Raw genomic sequence first — 22,478 nt, forward strand, 5'->3', positions numbered from 1 at the left:
ACAAACTCCTGGATTGACGCGGCAAATAAAAGGCTCCACTACAAGAAGCTAATCCATGTAGAGCCCTGCACATGCCGTGAATCAGAGAAATCGCTTGCTGCCGCGTATCGCGTACGGCAAACGTCGGAGTTGATTACTTATAGGGCGCGCATCGTATGCAGCAAGCCCTTGGCAAACAACTTTGTCGGGGGAGAAGGCAAGACGCCTTGGCAAACACTCCTTAAAATGTCATGTGGGACCCCGGATCCCGTGAAATGAAGAGTGTTTCTTTTATGCCCGGTTTGGTGTTCAAATACGGGCCTGTTCTTCAAGTTGCGCGAATTGTAGGAGCCCGTTTATATCAAGTCAATACTATAAAAATGAATTTCTATTACTTTTAAATCTCATTATTTTTTATTGATTTAGATAAAACTCAATGAAATCAACCACTTGACTGTTTTGTTTAAATAATCGAGTCCACTGCACAAAGCGGCGAAAAACATATGAAATATTCTGATCTGCGTGACTTCATTTCCCAACTGCAACAAATGGGTGAACTTAAGCGTATAAACATGCCGGTTTCGCCGTATTTGGAGATGACGGAGATCTGCGACCGCACTTTGCGTGCTGAAGGTCCGGCACTTTTATTCGAGAATCCGACTGGTCACACGATTCCTGTGCTCGGTAATTTGTTCGGTACGCCGCAGCGCGTTGCGCTGGGTATGGGTGCGACGGACGTCAGTGAATTGCGCAAGATTGGTCATGTATTGGCGATGCTGAAGGAGCCGGAGCCGCCCAAGGGATTCAAGGACATGCTGGGTCTGGGCTCCTTGGTGAAGTCGCTGTGGGATATGACGCCCAAGGAGCGTCGCGACGCGCCTTGTCATGACATCGTATGGGAAGGCAACGATGTTGATCTGGCGCGCCTGCCGATTCAGCATTGCTGGCCGGGCGATATCGCACCTCTTATTACATGGGGTTTGGTGATTACCAAGGGGCCGCACAAGAAGCGGCAGAATCTGGGTATATATAGACAGCAGGTGATAGGTCGCAACAAGGTCATCATGCGCTGGCTGGCGCAACGCGGTGGCGCACTGGATTTTCGCGAGCACAGTATTGCCAACCGTGGTCAGCCGTATCCGATTGCGGTCGCGCTTGGCGCCGACCCCGCTACTATATTAGGGGCAGTGACGCCGGTGCCGGACAGTTTGTCTGAATATCAGTTCGCCGGTTTGCTGCGTGGCAGCCGTACCGAGCTGGTAAAAGCCATAGGCAGTGAATTACGGGTGCCGGCTTCGGCCGAGATTGTGCTGGAAGGGCACATCTATCCGGATGAGTCGCATCCGTCCGGTTACGAGCATGCGCTCGAAGGTCCGTATGGCGACCATACCGGCTATTACAATGAGCAGGATACTTTCCCGGTCTTCACGATAGACCGCATCACGATGCGGCGCGATCCGATTTATCACTCTACGTATACAGGCAAGCCGCCGGATGAGCCGGCGATCCTGGGCGTGGCTTTGAATGAAGTGTTCATTCCCTTGCTGCAAAAGCAGTTTTCAGAAATCCTGGATTTCTATCTGCCGCCGGAAGGGTGCAGCTACCGGATGGCAGTCGTGCAGATGAAGAAAGCTTATCCGGGCCATGCCAAACGCGTGATGTTCGGCGTCTGGAGTTTCCTGCGCCAGTTCATGTATACCAAGTTCATCATCGTGGTGGATGAGGACGTCAATATCCGCGACTGGAAAGAAGTGATCTGGGCGATTACTACTCGCGTCGATCCGACCCGCGACACGACGCTGGTCGACAACACGCCTATCGACTATCTGGATTTTGCATCGCCGGTCAGCGGTCTGGGCAGCAAAATGGGTATAGATGCCACCAATAAATGGCCGGGTGAAACCGATCGAGAATGGGGCACGACCATCGCCATGACGCCGGAAGTAAAAAAACGCGTCGATCAGATCTGGCAGGAGCTGGGAATTTGAGTATCGGCCGGCGCAGCAATTTATTAATCGGGCCGGCCAAAGTTTGTATTGAACATCGTGTTCCGTCCGGCTGCCGTTTCGTCGGACGTGAACATTGCCGGGTGGATTTTCAGAGGAGGAAGCAGGCAATTCCTGCAGCGCATTTCCTTCTTTGCTGTTAGAATCCATGTCGGCGGGCCCCTGCGCATTGTGGCATGGCCAACCTGGTCAGGTCGGGAACGAAGCAGCCACAGCCATTTCCTGCAAGTGCCGTAGACAAGGCTCGCCTCTTTCTTCTCTATATAACAGCTGTTGCTGTTAAGTGTTTCCACCGGCACTGCAATCCACTTTATTTCAAGACTTCGCTTCAATCGGGGAGCAGATTGCTTTTCATCTGACGCATCACTTGCGTACTGCTTTCGATATCTGCAATCGACAATCCCTGCATCATCTCCGCGCGCAATTGTCTCGATAATTTTTCTATAATCTGGAGCTGCTCATTGGCTTTGGGTGTCAATACAGCGTATTTGTATCGCTTGTCACTTGCAGAGATAGTGCGCTGTACCCATTCTTTCTGTTCCAGTAGATCAAGCAGGCGTACCAGGGTAGGGCTTTCAATCCCGAGTTTGCGTGCCAGTTCGCGTTGGATCAGGCCGGCGGGATGTCTTTGTAATTGGAGGAGAACCTGCCGGGTCGAAAGATTCAGGCCGAATGGTTTCAGCCGTTTATTCATCTGGTAGCGCCACGCGCGCGAGATGTCGCCTATGGTCTGTCCCAATTCGAGCTGATAATCGGATAAATCGTGAGGTTGGTCGGGATTCATTTGTAGGGCGGCATGATAAGCTTGCTAGTTAGTATAGCTAACGAATTGATGCCTGGTAACGTTAAACTTCTGGATGCCCTTATATAACTTGCCACCTATGACGGGTGGCTGAGGATACGCAGTCACTATGCAACAAACGAAAAAATATCTGTGGATAGGCCTTGGTATCGCTGTCATCGGAGTTGCTGTCTATCTTGGATTGCGTGGTACGGCAGAGCACGGCAAAAAAAATGATGGTGGGATTCAGTCCGTTAAAACGGTGGTTGCCGAACAAAAGACCATTCCGATTCGGGTGTCCGCCAATGGTTATGTGACTGCGATCAGTACAGTCGATGTGCGTCCAAAGGTACAAAATATCGTACGCACCATACATGTCAAGGAAGGTCAGTTTGTCAAAGAGGGGCAGTTGCTGTTTACGCTGGACGAGCGCAATGACCAATCCAATGTAGAAAAAGCGAGTGCGCAACTGGCAGCCGGGCAGGCTGATCTGGCTGATGCTGAACAGGTACTCAAGCGTAATGAGGATTTGCTGGCGAAGAATTTCGTATCGCAGGCGGTAGTCGATAGCTCGCGCAACAAGGTCGAGGCCTTGCGCAACACGATGAAGGCGAATCGCGCGATTACGCAATCGAACAGCATCGCGCTTAGCGACAATCGCATCACGGCCGGTATTTCCGGACGCATCGGCGTTATCAGCGTGCATCCGGGCAGCCTGGCGCAACCGTCGGGCAATCCCATGGTCACGATCGTGCAAATAGACCCGATCATGGTCAGTTTTTCATTGCCGGAGCGTGAACTGGCGAATATCCGTGCAACCTATCCTCAGGGTAATGCGCCGGTGACGGCGCAACTTTCCGGTCAGGATGCGGTAACGGGCAAGCTGACCTTTATCGATAATCTGACGGATACACAGAGCGGCACGATACGCATGAAAGCGCAGTTCGATAATGCTGCGCAAAAACTATGGCCGGGCGGTTATGTCAATGCCAGCCTGGTTACGCGTGAAGTGCAAAATGCCGTGCTGGTGCCAGCGCAAGCCGTGGTCACCGGCCCGGTTGAAAAATTCCTCTACGTAGTCCAGCCTGATGAAACCGTCAAAGCGCAAAAGGTCGATGTGATCGCGATAGAAGATGGTTATGCAGCAGTAGAAGGTGTGGCTGCCGGCATGCGCATCGTCGTGGAAGGCATGAAAAATCTTCGGCCTGGCGTAAAAATAAAGGAAGTAAAAAAAGAGATGGCCGCCGTTTATGCAGCGCAGCCGCCAGTCGGCACTTAAACGTTTGATGCCACTGTTTGTTTTTAGAATGCCTGTCCCCTGTCGCAGCCAGCCTTGTACTGCACATGGGACAAGCATTTTCGCCAATCAAATTAATTCAAGCATCCTCCCCATGACCTTGCCTGGGCACATTACATAGTGAATATTTCCGAGCTTTGCATACGACGGCCAGTCATGACCGTGCTCTTGTCGATCGCGATCGTGGTGATCGGTGCTTTCTGTTATTTCAAGCTGCCGATTGCGGCGCTGCCTAGTTACGACACGCCGGTTATTAATGTGACGGGTGTACTGCCCGGTGCCAGTCCCGAGGTGATGGCCGCATCGGTGGCAACGCCGCTGGAGAAACAGTTCTCTACGATTGCTGGTTTGGCGACGATCAGTTCCAGCAGTACGCTGGGCAATACCTCGATTACGCTGGAGTTCGATCAGAATCGCGATATCGATGCTGCTGCCGTAGACGTGCAAGCGGCGCTCTTGCGTGCGCAACGCAGCCTGCCGATAGAAATGACTTCGCTGCCGGCATATCGCAAGGTCAATCCGGCGGATGCTGCGATTCTGTTATTGGCGCTGACTTCGCCGTCGCTGTCATTGTCGGAGTTGAATGACTATGCAGAAAATCTGATTTCGCCTTCGCTCTCGACCATCAACGGTGTGGCGCAAGTGCAGGTTTATGGACAGCGTCGTTTTGCGGTGCGCGTCAAGATCAAGCCTGATGAATTGGCCGCACGCAATATGACGCTGGATGAGGTGGCACTATCCTTGCGTGCCTCGAATGCGAATACACCGGTCGGTGTGCTGGACGGCACGCGTCAGACTTTGACCTTGCAGGCCAACAAGCAGTTACGCAACGCTGCCGAATTCAGCAATCTGGTCATCAGCAGTCGCAACGGTCAAACCACGCGTTTGAAGGATGTTGCGATAGTTGAAGATAGTGTCGAATCGATCAAAAGCGGCAGTTGGGTCAATGGCGAACCATCTATCGTGCTGGCAGTGCAGCGTCAGCCGAATGCAAATACGGTCGCCGTAGTCGATGCAGTCAAGCAGACTTTGCCGCAATTCAAATCGCAGATGCCGGCCTCGATCAATGTACAGGTCTTGAATGATCGCTCGGTATCGATACGCGAAGCCATTCATGATGTGAAGCTCACCTTGCTGTTGACGATTGTGCTGGTAGTGCTGGTGATCTTCCTCTTCCTCAAGCGCTTGTCGGCAACGGTGATTCCTGTGTTGTCGCTACCGATTTCATTGATAGGTTGTTGTGCGCTGATGTATTGGCTGGGCTATAGCCTGGATAATATTTCGCTACTCGGCATCACGATTGCGGTGGGCTTGGTGGTCGATGATGCGATCGTGATGCTGGAAAACATCGTGCGGCATATCGAAAACGGCATGGAGCCCTTGGCCGCTGCGCTGAAAGGTTCGCGTGAAGTCAGCTTCACGATTATCTCGATTTCGATTTCGCTGGTGGCGGTGTTCATTCCTATCTTCTTCATGCCGGGTGTGATCGGTTTGCTGTTTTATGAATTTGCTGCGGTGGTATCGTTGGCGGTGATGGTGTCTGCCTTGATGTCGCTGACTTTGGTGCCTATGCTGTGCAGCCGTTTTTTGAAGCACGAAACGGTGGAAGAGCACGAGCATGAAAACTGGCTCAGTCGCTCCTTTGAGAAACTGTTCAATCGTGTATTGGACGGCTATACACAAGGGCTGGATTGGTCGCTGGCGCATCGCAAAACCATTTTAATGGTAGCGATTGCGACCTTTTTCCTCACTGCGTTCTTGTTCATTACGATTCCCAAAGGATTTTTCCCGACGGAGGATATCGGCCAGATCAGCGTCACGATAGAAGGCCCGGAAGACGCTTCGTATCCAACGATGGTGCGCTTGGTCTCTGCCGCAGCGGAGATTATCCAGAATGATCCGAATGTGGCGACCGCAACTTCGCGTACGCGCGATAGCAATGTCGGAAATATGTTTATCGGATTGAAGCCGCGCAGCGAACGCGATCCCATGGATAAGGTGCTGCGTGATTTGCGTCGCAAGGTGAGCGGCATTCCCGGCCTGTCTGTGTATATGACGCCGGTGCAGAATTTGCGTCTGGGCGGACGTAGCAGCAAGAGCCAGTATCAATATGTGCTGCAAAGCGTGCGTGCGGATGAATTGAATGACTGGGCGGAAAAAATACAAGCGCGTATGCGCGCCGATCCTGCATTTATCGATGTCACCAGCGATTCGCAACTCAAAGGTTTGCAGGCGGTAGTGAACATCGATCGTGATCGCGCCAATGAAGCGGGCGTCGGTATACAGGATATTCGTACCGCGCTTTACAGTGCGTATGGCGATAGGCAGGTATCGACGATTTATACCAGTAACAATAGTTATTTCGTGATCATGCAGGATATGAATGTCGGCCAGCAGGATGAGGCTGATCTGGGTAAGATTCATCTGCGCAGCAAGACGGGCGTGTTGGTGCCTTTATTGAGCCTGGCGACGATACAGCGTACGGCCGGACCGATCTCGGTCAATCATCAGGGACAACTGCAAGCGATTACGGTTTCCTTCAATCTGGCACCGGGTGTGCCGCTTGGTGCAGCGACTGCAAAGATCGATCAGATCAGAGCCGCAGTTGAGTTGCCGTCCAGCGTGATTACTTCGTATGCAGGTGATGCCGCCGTTTTCCAATCGTCGCAAAGTAGCCAGATTGTCTTGCTGTTGTTGGCGATAGTCGTGATTTATATTTTGCTTGGCGTGCTGTACGAAAGTTATATCCATCCGATCACGATTCTGGCCGGTTTGCCTTCTGCTGCAGTGGGCGCCTTGCTGACCTTGCGTATCTTCGGGTTTGAACTGACGATGATTGCGACCATCGGTATTCTGTTGCTGGTTGGTCTGGTGAAGAAGAACGCGATCATGATGATCGACTTCGCACTCGAAGCACAACGCAATCAAGGTATGACGCCGGCAGAGGCGATACGCTCGGCGTGTATCTTGCGTTTTCGTCCTATCATGATGACGACGATGGCAGCGGCGGTGGGTGCGTTGCCGATTGCATTGGGTTTGGGGGCTGGCGCTGAGCTGCGTCAACCGCTGGGTTTGGCGGTAGTGGGCGGCTTGATGGTGTCGCAAGTAATCACACTGTTTATTACGCCGGTGATTTATTTGTTCTTCGATAAATTCAGCGGTGATGGTCCTTTGCAGATTACGCTGGAGCAGGAACTGGCCAGTCGTTAAAATTAGCCTGGCCAGGCGCGCGCAAGAATATCTTGTTGTAGTGCTGATGTGGCAAGCGCATCATTGAGTGTGCCAAATACGCGGCCACACTCAGCATCCAGTCTGCTGTCGATAAATGCTTCGGCAATCGCAGGCGGTGCAGTTTGCAACATCAGGCAAGCTTGTGTCGTCAGCATCAAGCGTTGTGCAAAACGGCGTGCCAGCATTTCTTGCTGTGATGGCGATGCTTTCAAATCGCTGCGCAGTTCCGCGATCCGCTCACGCAAGCCGGCATGTTCAACGGCTGTATCAAGCAGAGATTCCAGTAGCAGGTTAAAGCTTTCCGGTTCTTTGGCAATCGCACGCAAGACATCCAGGCACATCACATTGCCGGAACCTTCCCAAATCGAATTGACCGGCGCTTCGCGATACATGCGCGCCATGGCCGCATTTTCGACGTAGCCGTTGCCGCCCCAGACTTCCATGCATTCACCAGTAAATTCCAGCGCACGTTTGCATATCCAGAATTTGGCAGCGGGTGTGACGATGCGACGCCATGCACGTTCCAGTGGATCGTCAGGCGACTCAACGGCGCGTGCCAGACGCAGCATCAACAAGGTTGCGGCTTCGCTTTCCAGTGCCAGATCGGATAAAACGTTTTGCATCAAAGGCTGTTCAGCCAAAGGCAGGCCGAATGCGCTGCGGTGCCGCGCATGATGGATGGCTTGTACCAAGGCATTGCGCATCAAGCCAGCGCTACCGATCACGCAATCGAGCCGTGTGTGATTGGCCATTTCTATGATGGTGGGTATGCCGCGTCCTTCTTCGCCTACCATCACGCCGTAGGCATCCTGGAATTCCACTTCACTGCTGGAGTTGGAGCGATTGCCCAGCTTGTCTTTCAGACGTTGTATCAAGATTGCATTCTTGCTGCCATCGGGACGCCAGCGCGGCACGAAGAAGCAGGACAGGCCGGCATCGGTGCGAGCCAGTACCAGATGCGCATCGCACATGGGCGCAGAGAAAAACCATTTGTGTCCGGTCAACGCATACTCGGTACCGCGTCCGCCGCCATTCAGTGGACGGGCGACGGTTGTGTTGCTGCGCACATCGGAACCACCTTGTTTTTCCGTCATGCCCATGCCGATCAGCATGGAATTCTTTTGCGCCAGCGGCAGGTCGCGTGTGTCATGTTCGCGGGAAAACAGTTTTGCTTCCAATGTAGCAAACAGCTTGGTTTCTTTTTGCAGCAAGGGAATAGCGGCAAAGGTCATCGTGATCGGGCATAAGGAGCCGGATTCGACCTGTGCTTGCAAATAGTAGGCGGCAGTACGTGCGATGTGCGCGCCGGCACGTGGTTGCGACCACGGCATCGCGTGCAGATTCTCGCGACGTTGCATGGTGAGCAATTGATGCCAGCTGGGATGAAATTCAACGACATCTATGCGATTGCCGAAGCGATCGTGGGTCTGCAGTTCAGGCAGATGGTGATTGGCGAGTTGGCCGAGATGCAATGTTTCCTGCTTGCCTAGTTCTGCGCCCAGGCGGATCAAATCCTGTTCATACCAGGCGGCTTGTTCGCGTTGTACGCTGGCGACCAAGGCCTTATCGCTCGTGAATAGATTGTAATCGTGCAGATCTGGTGCCTGATTGCTGACTTCATGGGTAGGCCATTGCATGGAAAACTCCTTTGCCGGCTGACGCTGCATACAGTTGCAAGATGGTTCAGTCTATAACCTGGCGCTGCCCGATGCCAATTTTTAATGGCACAAGGCATAAATGCCTGTTTATGCCTGCTTGGAACAGGAATTTTTCGACGGATAACCTCGCTGTACAGCGAGAAAGAATGAACACTGTAAATCCGGTGCCGGTGTCAGGTAAAATGCGGTTTGCCCTTATTCACGAACGGCCCTATGTCTTATCAAGTTCTCGCCCGTAAATATCGTCCGAAAAGCTTCGACACACTGGTCGGGCAGGAGCACGTCGTGCGAGCTTTGACGCATGCGCTGGAAAACAAGCGCTTGCATCACGCCTACCTGTTCACCGGTACGCGCGGGGTCGGCAAGACCACGCTATCGCGCATTCTGGCCAAGTCCTTCAACTGCATAGGCCCCGATGGCAATGGCGATATCACCGCGACGCCGTGCGGCGTGTGCGAAGCCTGCGTGGCGATCGATGCCGGCCGCTTTGTCGATTACATCGAAATGGATGCCGCGTCGAATCGCGGCGTCGATGAAATGGCGCAATTGCTGGAGCAGGCGGTGTATGCGCCGTCGAATGCACGCTTCAAGGTCTACATGATCGACGAGGTGCACATGCTCACCAATCATGCGTTCAACTCGATGCTGAAGACGCTGGAAGAGCCGCCCGAGCACGTCAAATTCATACTTGCGACCACCGATCCGCAAAAAATTCCTGTCACCGTGCTTTCGCGCTGTCTGCAATTCAATCTGAAGCAAATGCCGCCCGGCCATATCGTTGCGCATCTCGACGATATTCTGGGACAGGAACAAATCGAATTCGAAACGCCTGCCTTGCGCCTGCTGGCGCAAGGTGCGCACGGTTCGATGCGCGACGCGCTGTCGCTGACCGACCAGGCGATTGCCTATGCTGCGGGCAAAGTTACGCTGGAAGCAGTGCAGGGCATGCTGGGTGCGCTGGACCAATCCTTTCTGATTCGCCTGCTGGATGCACTGGCGCAAAAAGACGGTGCGGGTTTGCTGGCGGTTGCAGATGAAATGGCAACCCGCAGTCTGTCGTACAACGCAGCCTTGCAGGATCTGGGTTCACTCCTGCATCGAATCGCGCTGGCGCAAACGGTACCTGCTGCGCTACCTGACGATTTGCCGGAGCGTGACGATGTGTTGCGCCTGGCAGCACTGTTCGATGCCGAAGAAATACAACTGTTTTATCAGATCGCCGTGCATGGCCGCAATGAACTGGGATTGGCGCCGGATGAATACGCCGGTTTTTCGATGACCTTGCTGCGCATGCTGGCCTTCCGCCCGGGTTTCGGTCCAGCGGAAGCGGAAATTAGTGCGCCGGCAGCAGCGCCGGTAGCCCGCCCAACTGCACCTGTTGCAGCGGCACCTGCCGCACGCCTGAGTGCTGCGCCGCAGGCAGTAACGAATAGCGCGCCTGTTGCAAGGCCCGCCGGCATGAGTCCGGCCATGGCGGCTTTGCAAGCAGCCCGTTCCGGCAGCAAGGTGGCAGCACCTGCTGTTCCTGCGTCGGCTGCGCGTGCACCGACACCGGTTCAGGCGCCAGTACGGGCGCCGGCACCCGCCGAAAAATCAGTCGCCATCGACTTGCCGCCGGCACCGCCGTGGGACGATGAAATGCCGTTCGGCGGCAGCGACGCCAATGATGCTTTTTCCAGCCCACCGGCTCAAAAAAAAACTGAAGCGCAATCCGGACCGGCAGTAAGGCCGCAGGCACCTGCTGCTGTGCCTGCACAATCGCCAACACCAGCGTCAGCGCCAGCATCGCAAGCTGTTTCATCCCGTCCTTTTGAACTGCATCCGGTGCCATCCCTGAATTGGGACGGCAACTGGCCGCTGCTTGCCGCATCCTTGCCGGTGCGCGGCGTGGCGCAGCAATTGGCGCAGCAGAGCGAACTGCTCAAATGTGCGCCGGGGGCAGACAGCAGCCAGATCCAGTTCGATTTGCTGGTGGCCGTGGACACCCTGTTGGCGGCCGGTAGTGTAGAAAAATTGACTGCTGCCTTGTGCGAGCATTTCGGCCAGACGGTGCGGGTGCAAACCAGGGTTGGTGCGGTCGAACACACGGCCAACGCCGCTGCAATTGCCGATCGAGCAGAACGGCAGAGCGAAGCAGAACAGTCCATGCGGGAAGACCCGTTCGTACAAAAACTGATGCGCGATTTTGGCGCAGAGATTGTCTCGGTCAAGCCGATCTGAGCGTGTAATTATTCACTATCCATCCATACGAAATTATTTGAAGGAGCAACATCATGATGAAAAACCAATTGGCCGGCCTGATGAAGCAGGCGCAAGCAATGCAGGACAATATGAAAAAGATGCAGGAGCAACTTGCATTGATAGAAGTGGAAGGACAATCCGGGGCCGGCCTGGTGAAGATCGTGATGTCGTGCAAGAACGATGTGAAGCGCGTGTCCATCGATCCATCGTTACTGGCTGATGACAAGGACATGCTGGAAGATCTGGTCGCCGCCGCGTTCAACGATGCAGTGCGCAAGGCAGAAGCAACATCGCAGGAAAAAATGGCCGGTGCAACCGCCGGCATGCCGATGCCGCCAGGCTTCAAGATGCCGTTCTGATGCAGCCTTGTCTTGTCGTCGTATAAATTGAAGGCCATCGTTTGAAATCCCCGTCCAGCCTTGCATTTTTGACTGAAGCATTGCGACGCCTGCCCGGTGTCGGGCCCAAGTCTGCACAACGCATGGCGTATCACTTGATGCAGCATGACAGGGATGGCGCAGCCATGCTGGGTCGCGCCTTGTCGCAGGCGGTGGAGCGCGTGCAGCACTGCGCGATGTGCAATACGTTTACGGAAAGCGCCGTGTGCGAAACCTGCCTCGACGCAGAACGTAATGCGGCTTTATTGTGCGTGGTGGAAACGCCGGGCGACCAGTTGATGATAGAACAGACGCTGACGTTCAAGGGTTTGTATTTCGTGCTGATGGGTCGCTTGTCGCCGCTGGACGGTATCGGCCCGAAAGACATCCATCTGGAAAAACTGATCAGTCGTGCGACCGACGGCATCGTGCAGGAAGTGGTACTGGCAACCAATTTCACGAACGAGGGCGAAGCGACCGCACATTACATCAGCGAAACGTTGAAGGCGCGTGGCTTGAAGGTGAGCCGTCTGGCACGCGGTGTGCCGGTCGGCGGTGAGCTGGAATACGTGGATGCCGGCACCATCGCGCGCGCCATGCTGGATAGGCGTACGACCTAGGCTTTTTTCTTTGGCCTGCGGAGTTGATCATGCTGCATATCTTTGAATTCTTTTCTGACCGTCATGACTAAAACTGCATCATCCGGCCCGCTGGCCGGCATCAAGGTTCTTGAACTCGGCACCTTGATTGCCGGTCCGTTTTGTTCACGCATGCTGGCCGAGTTCGGCGCCGACGTGATCAAGATCGAATCGCCGGATGGCGGTGATCCGATCCGGCAATGGCGGGTGTTGAAGGATGGCACCTCCTTGTGGTGGTCGGTACAGGCACGCAACAAAAAAAGCCTGACATTGAATCTGAAAGATCCGCGCGGCCAGCAGATCGCGAAAAAACTCGCACTGGAAGCCGACATCATCATCGAGAACTACCGGCCCGGCGTACTGGAAAAATGGTCGCTGGGTTACGAACAACTGAAGGCCGAGAATCCGGCCACCATCATGGTGCGTCTGTCCGGTTTCGGTCAGACCGGTCCGCTGAAAGATCAGCCGGGTTTTGGCGCGATAGGCGAGTCGATGGGCGGCATGCGTTATGTATCCGGTTTTCCGGACAGACCGCCGCTGCGTATAGGTATCTCGATCGGCGATTCGGTGGCGGCCCTGCACGGCGTGATAGGCGCCATGATGGCGCTGCGCCATCGCGATGCGACCGGTGGACGATGGAATGGAAAGTCCGGCGCAGAGTGTGTCGCAGGACAGGGGCAGATGATAGACGTTGCACTGTATGAAGCCGTCTTCAATATGATGGAATCGCTGGTGCCGGAATACGATTACGCCGGTGTCGTGCGCGAACGTACCGGCGGCGCCTTGCCCGGTATCGTACCGTCGAATACCTATACCACCGGCGATGGTGAAAACATCGTCATCGCAGGCAACGGCGATGCGATCTTCAAGCGCCTGATGCTGGCCATAGAGCGTGACGACCTCGCCAATGACGCGCAACTTGCACGCAACGACGGCCGTGTGCCGCGCACGGCGGAAATCGACGCCGCGATTCAGGCATGGTGCACGACGCAGACGATAGAAAGTGCGCTGCTGATATTGCAGAAAGCCGATGTCCCGGTCGGTAAAATCTATTCGGTGCAAGACATGATGAGCGACCCGCAATTCTTGGCGCGCAATATGTTCGAGCAGCACGCCTTCGCCGATGGTACGCCGATCAAGCTGCCGGCAATTACGCCCAAGCTATCCGAGACGCCGGGCGCAACCAAATGGCTGGGGCCGGCATTGGGCGAACATACGGACGATGTGTTGAAAATGCTGGGTTATGATGAGGCAGATATTACAGAGTTGAGACGTGACGGCGTGGTGTGATGTAGTTTATTAACGCCTTGATAAACGCCGCAAACAGACAGACTAAGGGACGATGATATGAACAAGAATTTCTGGAAACAGTTTGCCATTGCGATTGCGCTTTTTCTATTCGGCTACTGGACGTTTAACGGTTTGATCTTTAACTAGATAGTGCAGTGAATGGCGGAAAGCGCTCGCTTTTCCGCCTGTGTATGTCCCTCTTGTTCTTGATGGCGCATCAGCGCGCTGTTCTCAGTTTCTTCTTCAAGGCTTTCACCGGATCGTTCCCGGCATCCATTCCTGCAATCGTGGTCAGCAACTGCAATGGTTGCAAGGATTGCTTGTTGAAACGGAATGCATCGACGGTGACGAATGCGCCGCTGCCGGTGTAACGGGTGAGGACGATGATGTCAGGTTTTTTATCGCCATTGACATCGGCAAATTTGATTTCCTGAACGGTGCCGTTGCGCGGCCGTACCAGTCCGGCAATAAAGCGATCATAAGGATAGGCAGGGTCGTTCTTTGCATACAGGTGCAGGCTGTAGCTGCCGGCGCTGCGTGGTTCCATGCGGCCTTCCGAGACGACTACGATCATACCTTGCGGCATGGTGGCAGTGACGGTGCGATCCTTGTCGGCGGCGCTGGCGCTGCTGGTGATCATGAGACTGGCGGTGAGGCTGAATAACAGCAGGGCGATTTTCTTCATTGATTTATTTTCAGGCAGGATGTGTAAAAAGTTTTTCGATGCGGTGATGGCGTATCCAGCCGGCGTCGCAGGCGGAGATTTTACGAGGCTATTTTTGCGCCCTTCTCCTTGAGCAGTGCGCGCAGTATGGAGCGGTGGCAGCGCGATTCATCTTCACAATAACAGCCGACCGAGAAGTTGGTGTGATGCGAAAGTGCTGCCAGCAGTTCGATGGTGTGCGTGTTGTCGTGCGTCGCCATTTCTGCGCGATATTTTTTCGCGAATGCATTCCACTCCGCCTCTGTCGTGGCATGCAGGGCGAGCGGCACGATTTCGGCACTGGGTGAAAGATTGGGGAACCAGACGTCGTACCAGTTGTGCGAAGAGAATTCCTCTTTTGGCACGCCGCGCGGCGGCCGCCGTACCGTGCCTATGCGCAAGCCTTCACCTGCGATGCGTTCGCTGCCCAATTTGACGATGCGTGCAACCATCATGACCTCCGGCTCATTGTTTCGGTTTGTATTTGATACAGAGTCGCCGATTCCTATTCCTGTCCGGCGAACAGCTTCAGTCCGGCGCTGCCCAATCCGGGTTCCACACCACTTCCCACAGATGCCGATCGGGATCCTGAAAATAGCCGGCGTAGCCGCCCCAGAAGGTCGTCTGCGCCTGCTTGACGATGATGGCGCCGGCATCTTGAGCTTGCAGCATGACCGCATCCACTTCGTCCCTTGAAGAGACATTGTGTCCTATCGTGAATTCAGTTGCACTGACAGGAGCGACGGCGATACCGGTGTCGTGCGCCATGCTGTTGCGCGGCCACAGTGCGAGTTTCAATCCGGGCTGCAGGTCGAAGAAGGCGACTGCGCCATGTTCGAATTCCTTGCCGATGATGCCTTGCGTTTGCAGGCCCAGGCCATCGCGATAGAACTGCAGCGATTTTTCCAGATCATCGACACCCAGGGTGATGACGCTGATGCGTGGTTTCATGTTCGTGCTCCTTCAAGCCGGATGCCATGTATTTTAATCCCCACAGCAGAAATCCGTTTTCCCAAATGAATAATGCAGCCCGTGGCTGCATTATTTGTTGGTACTGGTCCTGCAATCTCTATTGAATTATTGCCGCACGCAATCCACGAAGTAGCCGCGCTTGCCATCGACTTCGCGTTTGACCAGGCCGTGCACATCGGTTTCAAAGCCGGGAAATTTCTCGTTGAAATCGCGTGCAAATTTCAGGTAATCCACGATGGTTTTATTGAAACGCTCGCCTGGAATCAGCAGAGGGATACCCGGTGGATACGGTGTCAGCAAGATCGATGTGACGCGACCTTCCAGTTCGTCGATAGGTACGCGGTCGATTTCGCGATGCGCCATTTTCGAGAATGCGTCGGATGGCTTCATTGCCGGCTGCATGTCGGACAGATACATCTCGGTCGTCAAACGCGCGACATCATAGGCTTTGTAGAAGTCGTGAATCTGCTGGCACAGATCGCGCAGGCCGATACCTTCATAGCGCGGATTGGCGGCGGCAAATTCCGGCAGGATGCGCCACATAGGCTGATTCTTGTCGTAATCGTCCTTGAACTGCTGCAAGGCGGTCAGCAGCGTGTTCCAGCGGCCTTTGGTGATGCCTATCGTGAACATGATGAAGAACGAATACAGGCCGCATTTTTCAATGATGACGCCATGCTCGGCCAGGTATTTGGTGACGATGGACGCGGGAATGCCGGAGTCGCCGAACTTGCCGTCCAGTGACAGACCCGGATTGACGATGGTTGCCTTGATCGGATCGAGCATGTTGAAGCCCGGAGCCAGATTGCCGAAGCCGTGCCAGTCGTCTTCCGCGCGTATCATCCAGTCATCCTGGGTGCCGATGCCTTCTTCGCTGAAGCTGTCCGGGCCCCAGACCTGGAACCACCAGTCTTTGCCCCATTCCTGATCGATCTTTTTCATCGCACGACGGAAATCCAGTGCTTCCAGTATGCTTTCTTCCACCAGCGCGGTGCCGCCTGGCGCTTCCATCATGGCAGCCGCGACGTCGCATGAAGCGATGATCGAATACTGCGGCGAGGTCGAGGTATGCATCAGATAGGCTTCATTGAAAGCATCCTGATCCAGCTTTACTTTTTCCGATTCGCGCACCAGGATTTGCGATGCCTGCGACAGGCCGGCCAGCAATTTGTGCGTCGATTGCGTCGAGAAGATCATCGATTCTTTTGCACGTGGACGGTCCTTGCCGATCGCGTGCATGTTTTTGTAGAAGTCGTGGAAGGTCGCGTGCGGCAGCCAGGCTTCATCGAAATGCAGCGTATCGATTTCGCCGTCCAGCATGGTTTTCAGCGTTTCGACGTTGTAGATCACGCCATCGTAGGTCGATTGCGTGATGGTCAGGATGCGCGGTTTCTTGTTGACGGCTTCGCGGGCAAACGGATTGGCCTCGATCTTGGCGCGTATGTTTTCCATCGTGAATTCGGACAGCGGAATCGGCCCGATGATGCCAAGGTGATTGCGCGTCGGCATCAGGAAGACAGGAATCGCGCCGGTCATGATGATGGAATGCAGAATCGATTTGTGACAGTTACGATCGACCACCACGATGTCGCCCGGAGCGACCGTCGAGTGCCAGACCATCTTGTTCGAGGTCGAGGTGCCGTTGGTGACGAAGTAGCAGTGATCGGCATTGAAGATGCGCGCAGCGTTGCGTTCGGACGCAGCGACCGGGCCGGTGTGATCCAGCAATTGACCGAGTTCTTCCACCGCATTGCAGACGTCGGCGCGCAACAGGTTTTCACCAAAGAATTGATGAAACATCTGGCCGATAGGCGACTTCAGGAAAGCTACGCCGCCTGAGTGGCCAGGGCAGTGCCATGAATACGAACCGTCCTGCGCGTAATGCACCAACGCGCGGAAGAATGGCGGCGAGAGGCCGTCCATGTAGGACTTCGCTTCACGGATGATGTGGCGCGCGACGAACTCGGGCGTGTCTTCAAACATGTGAATGAAACCGTGCAGTTCGCGCAGGATGTCATTCGGAATATGGCGCGAGGTACGCGTTTCGCCGTACAGATAAATCGGGATGTCGGCGTTCTTGTGACGAATTTCTGCGACGAAGGCGCGCAGCGATTTCAATGCGTAATCGGTTTCTTCAAACGAACCGGCGCCAAATTCTTCATCGTCGATGGACAGGATGAAAGCGGATGCGCGCGATTGCTGCTGCGCGAATTGCGACAGGTCGCCGTAGCTGGTAACGCCCAGCACTTCCATGCCTTCCTTTTCGATTGCCTCGGCCAAGGCGCGTATGCCCAGTCCGGACGTGTTTTCGGAACGGAAATCTTCATCGATGATGACGATGGGAAAACGGAATTTCATGCAGTCTCCAAGACGACGGAAATGGCACCCATTGGGTACCTTATAAAGAAAGCGAATTTTCGCAGATATGCGGGCGATGTGGGGAGAAAAAGCCGCAGATCGCGCGATCTGCGGCTGCTTGTTACCAGAGTGATACTGCCAGTGTCGGGCCTGAACGTGATGGCAACATGACAAAAAGCCGGATTCTAGGCGATCCGGTCGTAGGTGATATAGGCGAAATCGAATCCATTCGCCTCGGAATGATGCTCTTCACGTGCGGTTTCCTGCCATTGTTCTGGATCGATGGCAGGGAAAAATGCATCGCAGTCGAAGGCTTTGTCTATTCTGGTCACGATCAGGCGGTCGCTGTCGGCTAGCGTGTCGGTAAAAATCTGTCCGCCGCCGATGATGAAGGCTGGCGTGCCATCGACCAGCGCCTTGGCAGCAGCCAGCGAGGTGACGGCTTCGACACCGGCATGTTGCCACTCCGTATTGCGCGTGATGACGATATTGCGGCGATTCGGCAAAGGGCGGCCTATCGAATCGAAGGTCTTGCGTCCCATGATGATGGCATGGCCGGAGGTCGTGCGCTTGAAGTGCGCCAGATCTTCCGGCAAATGCCAGGGCAGGGTGTTGTTGATGCCGATGCCGTTATTGGTATCGATGGCGACGACGATGGTCAGGTGTGCAGGCATGAATATGGTTCTAAATATTAAACCGCCATCGGCGCACTCAATGGTGCGTGATGTTCGTAGTTTTCAAGGCTGAAATCGCTGGGTTCGAGTTTTTCCAGCCATTCCGGTTCGTATTTTCCGGTAACGCGGTAGTCGGGAATGCGATCCGACAATACCAGCTTGGGCGCGGGGTAGGGTTCGCGCGTCATTTGCTCGTTCAGCATATCCAGATGATTTTCATAGATATGCGCGTCGCCGATGAAATAGGTGAACCACTTTGGCGTATAGCCGGTCAGTCGTCCGACCACGTGCAGCAAGGCAGCCGCTTCCGCCAGATTGAAAGGCGTGCCGAGGCCGATATCGTTGCTGCGGATGTACAGGCATAGCGAAATTTCTTTCGTGGTCTGGTTCGGCAGGAACTGATACAGCAGGTGACAGGCCGGCAGTGCGATCGCGTCCAGCTCGGCGCAGTTCCAGCCATGGAACAGGATGCGGCGACTGGCCGGATTGTTGATGATGGTATCCAGGCAATCGCGTAACTGGTCGATTGCCTTGTACATCAGCACTTTGTCTATGCCTTCGTCGTTGACGGCCGAGATCAGGCGAAAGCCGCGTTTTTGCGCATCCTGGATTTGCAGCTTGTTATCGGCGTCCAGCAATTTGTAGGCCGGCCACTGGCGCCACTGCACGCCATACACCGGGCCGAGGTCGTCTTCGCCGAGACGATAGGGATTGTTCAGCCATTCGGCGTTTTCGTTCGCATTCTGATCCCAGACCTTGCAACCGAGCGCGCGGAATTCGGCAGCGCTGCGGCTGGCGCGCAAAAAGCCGATCAATTCGCCGATCACGGACTTGAATGCCAGCCGTTTGGTCGTGATGGCGGGAAAACCGTCTTTTTGCAGATCGAAGCGCAACATCGCACCGGGAATGCTGATGGTGCGTATGCCGGTCCGATTTTCCTGCCAGGTGCCGGAATCGAGTACGGTCCGCACCAGGTCAAGATACTGTTTCATGCATAGTCCGTTTTTATTGAGGGTTGCGGGGAAATGCTGATTCCCGGGATTTCGCTATTTTAACTTAAGGACCATGCGATCAATGCTGTCCAAACTGCAGCGCAGCCAAACTGGCATACAGCCCGCCGGCAGCGACCAGCGATGCATGCGTACCGGTTTCGACGATGTGGCCATGTTCCATCACGATGATGCGATGGGCGCGTTGCACGGTTGCCAACCTGTGCGCAATCACCAGTGTGGTGCGACCAACCATCGCCGCTTCCAGCGCACTCTGCACCAGACGTTCCGATTCCGCATCCAGCGCACTGGTGGCTTCATCGAGCAGCAGCAAGGGCGGGTTCTTCAGCAAGGCGCGCGCGATGGCGATGCGCTGGCGCTGACCGCCGGACAGGCGTACGCCGCGTTCGCCGAGGAAGGAGTGATAGCCTTCCGGCAAACGTTCTATGAATTCATGCGCAGCGGCCATTTTTGCCACGGCGATGACTTCCTCATCGCTGGCATCGGGACGACCGTAGCGTATGTTTTCCATCGCATTGGCTGAAAAAATCACGGTGTCCTGCGGCACGATGCCGATGGTATTGCGCAAGGTATGCAGATCGAGCTGGCGGATATCGACGCCGTCGAGTTCGATCACGCCTTCCTGCGGATCGTAAAAACGCAGGAGCAACTGAAACAGCGATGTCTTGCCGGCGCCGGACGGGCCGACCACTGCCACCGTTTCGCCGGCCTTGATCGCGATCGAGAAATTGGATATCGCTGGCGTCAATGGGCGCGAAGGGTAATGAAAGCTCACCAGATCCAGTGCCAGTGAGGAACCGTTGGCGCGTCGTGGCGGCAAGGGGAGAGGGGCGGCAGGCGAGGAAATCGGCGACTGCACTGCGAGCAATTCGAGCAAGCGTTCGGTCGCGCCTGCTGCACGTTGCGCATCGCCCACCACTTCGGACAAGGCGCCGATCGCGCCGGCCACAATGGCGGAATACAGGATGAACTGACCGAGTTCGCCACCGCTCATCGTGCCGTCAATCACTGCATGCGCACCCAGCCACAGGACGAAAACAATCGCGCCGAAAATCAGCAGAATCGCAATCATCGTCAACAGTGAGCGGGCGCGTATGCGGCGCATCGCGGTTTTGAAGGCATCTTCCACCGTCTTGCTGAAACGTCCGGATTCAATTTTTTCATGCGTGAATGCCTGCACAGTCGGCATCGCATTCAGGATTTCACCGGCCAGGGCAGACGAGTCTGCGACCCTATCCTGCGAGTCGCGTGACAGAGAGCGCACGCGCCGTCCAAACCAGACGATAGGCAATACCGTCGCAATCAGCATCACGAGGATAATCGACGACAGTTTGATACTGGTGACGAACAGCATCACCAGGCCGCCGGCAAACAGCAACGTATTGCGCAATGCCATCGATATGCTGGTGCCGATCAAGGTCTGGATCAGCGTGGTATCGGTAGTCAGGCGCGACAGGACTTCACCGCTTTGCGTCGTCTCGAAAAATTGCGGACTTTGCGTGACGACATGCGAATAGACGGCGCTACGTACATCTGCCGTTACGCGCTCACCCAGCCATGACACCATGTAAAAGCGCGCGGCAGTGGCGAGCGCCAGTATGCAGGCGACACCGAACAGAGCGAGGAAGTAGGTATTGATGCTGCCGGTATCGTGTATGCCGTTGGCGCCGAAGCCGAGATCGATCATCTGGCGGAATGCATATGGAATAGCCAACGTCGCTGCTGCCGCCACCAGCAGTGCGATGCCGGCCAGCGCAAATTGTTTTTTATAGGGCAGCAAAAATTTCAGCAAGCCGCGCAAGGTGGCGATGCTGCCTTTTTGTAATTCTCGGGACGTCTTTGGGATCATAGGGTCAGTGGCTGGCGTAAAAATTTATTGCAGGGAGCGAAGCAGGCTTCAATATGCCTGCGTCAGGCTCGAATGACATGGATGACTTGCATGACCGGCTTGCCGTACGCATCGGCATGTTCGCTGACGCGGCATATAGCTTAGCACCAGTTGCCGCGATGTATTTGCCAGCTTTGCCGGCAAGAGTGGTGAAATGCATAGGTTCTACGCGTTTATATCGCTGCCATATGGGGGCGACAGTGCGCAACACAAGTTGCGTTTGCAGCAGGCGGGAACGGCGGAAGGCTTTTTGCTGTCTGATTCTACTCATGTCGATACCCGCGATGCGCACATAGGCGTATTGTTTCCCATGTCAGCATTATTTCAGAAGGAGCCGGTTTGACCCAATTCATTCAACTGCTGGAACAAGGCAAACAGACTGTCGAGGATGAGCTGCTCGCAGGTTTGAACGCCTCTTGCGCCTATACTTCACCGAAGTTTTTATACGATGCCCTGGGTTCCAAACTGTTTGAAGCGATTTGCGAACTGCCGGAATACTATCCGACTCGCACCGAGGCGGAAATTTTCAGTCGGCATGCGCGTGATATTGCACAGGCGGTAGGCGCCGGAGCGACGCTGATTGATCTTGGTGCCGGCAATTGTGCAAAAGCAGCGCGTCTGTTTCCGCAACTGCAGCCGGCGCAATATGTTGCAGTCGACATCTCGGTCGAATTCCTGCACGAAGCCGTGAGTCGCCTGCAGCATCGCTTTCCTGCGATAGACATGGTCGCGGTCGGTATGGATTTTTCGACGGAGCTGGTGTTGCCTAAGGGCGTGCGAGAGGAAAACCGGCTGTTCTTTTATCCCGGCTCATCAATAGGAAACTTCACGCCGGAGCAGGCATTGGCATTCCTGCAGCGTTTGCAGGCAGCTTGTTCACAGGATGAGGGCGGCGCTGGCGGTTTGTTGATAGGAGTCGATCTGCTGAAGGAAAAATCGATACTGGATGCGGCGTATGATGATGCCTTGGGCGTGACGGCATCCTTCAATCTGAATTTGCTGTTGCATTTGAATCGTTTGCTGGGCGCGGATTTCGATGTGCGCGCATGGCGGCATTGCGGATTCTTCAACAGGAAATTGAGTCGCATAGAAATGCATCTGGAAGCTGTCTCGAAACAGACGGTACGCTGGACTGGCGGCATGCGTTGTTTCGAGCAGGGCGAACGTATTCATACCGAGAATAGTTACAAATATACGCAGCAGGATTTTATCAATCTGCTGACGCAGGCCGGATTCAACAATGTCCGATGCTGGAGCGATCCGCAGCAGTGGTTCATGGTGTGCCATGCACAGACGGCATAGCGCACAGGCTGGAACATTTTGGTAAAACACGCGGTCGAATCGGTTTCCGCTAAACGGCAAGGAAGTCATGTGC

General features: G+C 54.8%; 17 protein-coding genes and 1 other RNA gene. 9 read left to right on the forward strand and 9 right to left on the reverse strand.

Going from position 1 to position 22,478, the window contains the following annotated elements:
- Positions 1 to 482 precede the first annotated feature (482 nt).
- Both ubiD and ffs read left to right on the forward strand, forming a co-directional pair.
- Positions 483 to 1,967 (forward strand): 4-hydroxy-3-polyprenylbenzoate decarboxylase, encoded by a 1,485-nt coding sequence (gene ubiD / locus ACIQW9_RS02110; protein WP_402332354.1) that lies wholly within the window; start codon positions 483 to 485, stop codon positions 1,965 to 1,967.
- A 171-nt stretch (positions 1,968 to 2,138) separates the two neighbouring features.
- Positions 2,139 to 2,237, forward strand: an RNA gene (ffs, locus tag ACIQW9_RS02115) — signal recognition particle sRNA small type.
- Positions 2,238 to 2,313: 76 nt separating this feature from the next.
- Here ffs and ACIQW9_RS02120 read toward each other — a convergent pair.
- Positions 2,314 to 2,769: a MarR family winged helix-turn-helix transcriptional regulator gene (locus ACIQW9_RS02120; protein ID WP_402332357.1), complete on the reverse strand. Its 456-nt coding sequence runs from the start codon at positions 2,767 to 2,769 to the stop codon at positions 2,314 to 2,316.
- A gap of 127 nt (positions 2,770 to 2,896) precedes the next feature.
- Here ACIQW9_RS02120 and ACIQW9_RS02125 point away from each other — a divergent pair, with 127 nt between their 5' ends.
- Complete coding sequence (locus ACIQW9_RS02125; protein WP_402332358.1) at positions 2,897 to 4,045, forward strand: efflux RND transporter periplasmic adaptor subunit; 1,149 nt, start codon at positions 2,897 to 2,899, stop codon at positions 4,043 to 4,045.
- Between the two features lie 138 nt (positions 4,046 to 4,183).
- Positions 4,184 to 7,273 (forward strand): efflux RND transporter permease subunit, encoded by a 3,090-nt coding sequence (locus ACIQW9_RS02130; RefSeq protein ID WP_402332360.1) that lies wholly within the window; start codon positions 4,184 to 4,186, stop codon positions 7,271 to 7,273.
- A 2-nt stretch (positions 7,274 to 7,275) separates the two neighbouring features.
- Here ACIQW9_RS02130 and ACIQW9_RS02135 read toward each other — a convergent pair whose 3' ends face one another.
- Positions 7,276 to 8,931: an isovaleryl-CoA dehydrogenase gene (locus ACIQW9_RS02135; protein WP_402332363.1), complete on the reverse strand. Its 1,656-nt coding sequence runs from the start codon at positions 8,929 to 8,931 to the stop codon at positions 7,276 to 7,278.
- 234 nt (positions 8,932 to 9,165) lie between these two features.
- Here ACIQW9_RS02135 and ACIQW9_RS02140 point away from each other — a divergent pair, with 234 nt between their 5' ends.
- The 4 genes from ACIQW9_RS02140 to ACIQW9_RS02155 all read left to right on the forward strand — a co-directional run bounded on the left by ACIQW9_RS02140 (position 9,166) and on the right by ACIQW9_RS02155 (position 13,498).
- Entirely contained in the window at positions 9,166 to 11,172 is a 2,007-nt protein-coding gene (locus ACIQW9_RS02140) for a DNA polymerase III subunit gamma/tau (protein WP_402332366.1), read from the forward strand.
- Between the two features lie 53 nt (positions 11,173 to 11,225).
- Positions 11,226 to 11,552, forward strand: coding sequence for a YbaB/EbfC family nucleoid-associated protein (locus ACIQW9_RS02145; RefSeq protein WP_011870563.1), 327 nt, complete (start codon positions 11,226 to 11,228; stop codon positions 11,550 to 11,552).
- Positions 11,553 to 11,593: 41 nt separating this feature from the next.
- Positions 11,594 to 12,190 (forward strand): recombination mediator RecR, encoded by a 597-nt coding sequence (gene recR / locus ACIQW9_RS02150; RefSeq protein ID WP_041322211.1) that lies wholly within the window; start codon positions 11,594 to 11,596, stop codon positions 12,188 to 12,190.
- Positions 12,191 to 12,253: 63 nt separating this feature from the next.
- Positions 12,254 to 13,498 carry a CaiB/BaiF CoA transferase family protein gene (locus ACIQW9_RS02155; RefSeq protein ID WP_402332370.1) on the forward strand — a complete coding sequence of 415 codons (1,245 nt, stop codon included), beginning with the start codon at positions 12,254 to 12,256 and terminating at the stop codon, positions 13,496 to 13,498.
- A gap of 217 nt (positions 13,499 to 13,715) precedes the next feature.
- Here the strand turns inward: ACIQW9_RS02155 and ACIQW9_RS02160 are convergent, their stop codons facing one another.
- From ACIQW9_RS02160 to ACIQW9_RS02190, 7 genes are all read right to left on the reverse strand, one after another.
- A complete protein-coding gene (locus ACIQW9_RS02160; protein WP_402332373.1) occupies positions 13,716 to 14,183 on the reverse strand; it encodes a PliI family lysozyme inhibitor of I-type lysozyme in 468 nt (155 codons plus the stop codon).
- 80 nt (positions 14,184 to 14,263) lie between these two features.
- Complete coding sequence (locus tag ACIQW9_RS02165) at positions 14,264 to 14,653, reverse strand: DUF488 domain-containing protein (protein ID WP_402337822.1); 390 nt, start codon at positions 14,651 to 14,653, stop codon at positions 14,264 to 14,266.
- 76 nt (positions 14,654 to 14,729) lie between these two features.
- Entirely contained in the window at positions 14,730 to 15,152 is a 423-nt protein-coding gene (locus ACIQW9_RS02170) for a VOC family protein (protein WP_402332376.1), read from the reverse strand.
- Between the two features lie 126 nt (positions 15,153 to 15,278).
- The gene (locus ACIQW9_RS02175; RefSeq protein ID WP_402332379.1) at positions 15,279 to 17,531 is read right to left on the reverse strand and encodes an Orn/Lys/Arg decarboxylase N-terminal domain-containing protein; all 2,253 of its coding nucleotides are present in this window, start codon (positions 17,529 to 17,531) and stop codon (positions 15,279 to 15,281) included.
- A 185-nt stretch (positions 17,532 to 17,716) separates the two neighbouring features.
- Entirely contained in the window at positions 17,717 to 18,205 is a 489-nt protein-coding gene (locus ACIQW9_RS02180) for a dihydrofolate reductase (protein ID WP_402332381.1), read from the reverse strand.
- A gap of 17 nt (positions 18,206 to 18,222) precedes the next feature.
- The gene (locus ACIQW9_RS02185; RefSeq protein WP_402332384.1) at positions 18,223 to 19,197 is read right to left on the reverse strand and encodes a thymidylate synthase; all 975 of its coding nucleotides are present in this window, start codon (positions 19,195 to 19,197) and stop codon (positions 18,223 to 18,225) included.
- Between the two features lie 79 nt (positions 19,198 to 19,276).
- Positions 19,277 to 21,064, reverse strand: coding sequence for an ABC transporter transmembrane domain-containing protein (locus ACIQW9_RS02190; RefSeq protein WP_402332387.1), 1,788 nt, complete (start codon positions 21,062 to 21,064; stop codon positions 19,277 to 19,279).
- Positions 21,065 to 21,442: 378 nt separating this feature from the next.
- Here ACIQW9_RS02190 and egtD point away from each other — a divergent pair, with 378 nt between their 5' ends.
- Positions 21,443 to 22,405 (forward strand): L-histidine N(alpha)-methyltransferase, encoded by a 963-nt coding sequence (gene egtD / locus ACIQW9_RS02195; RefSeq protein ID WP_402332390.1) that lies wholly within the window; start codon positions 21,443 to 21,445, stop codon positions 22,403 to 22,405.
- Positions 22,406 to 22,478: the final 73 nt, after the last annotated feature.

Source organism: Herminiimonas sp. NPDC097707, from assembly GCF_044761395.1.
Lineage (GTDB): Bacteria > Pseudomonadota > Gammaproteobacteria > Burkholderiales > Burkholderiaceae_D > Oxalicibacterium.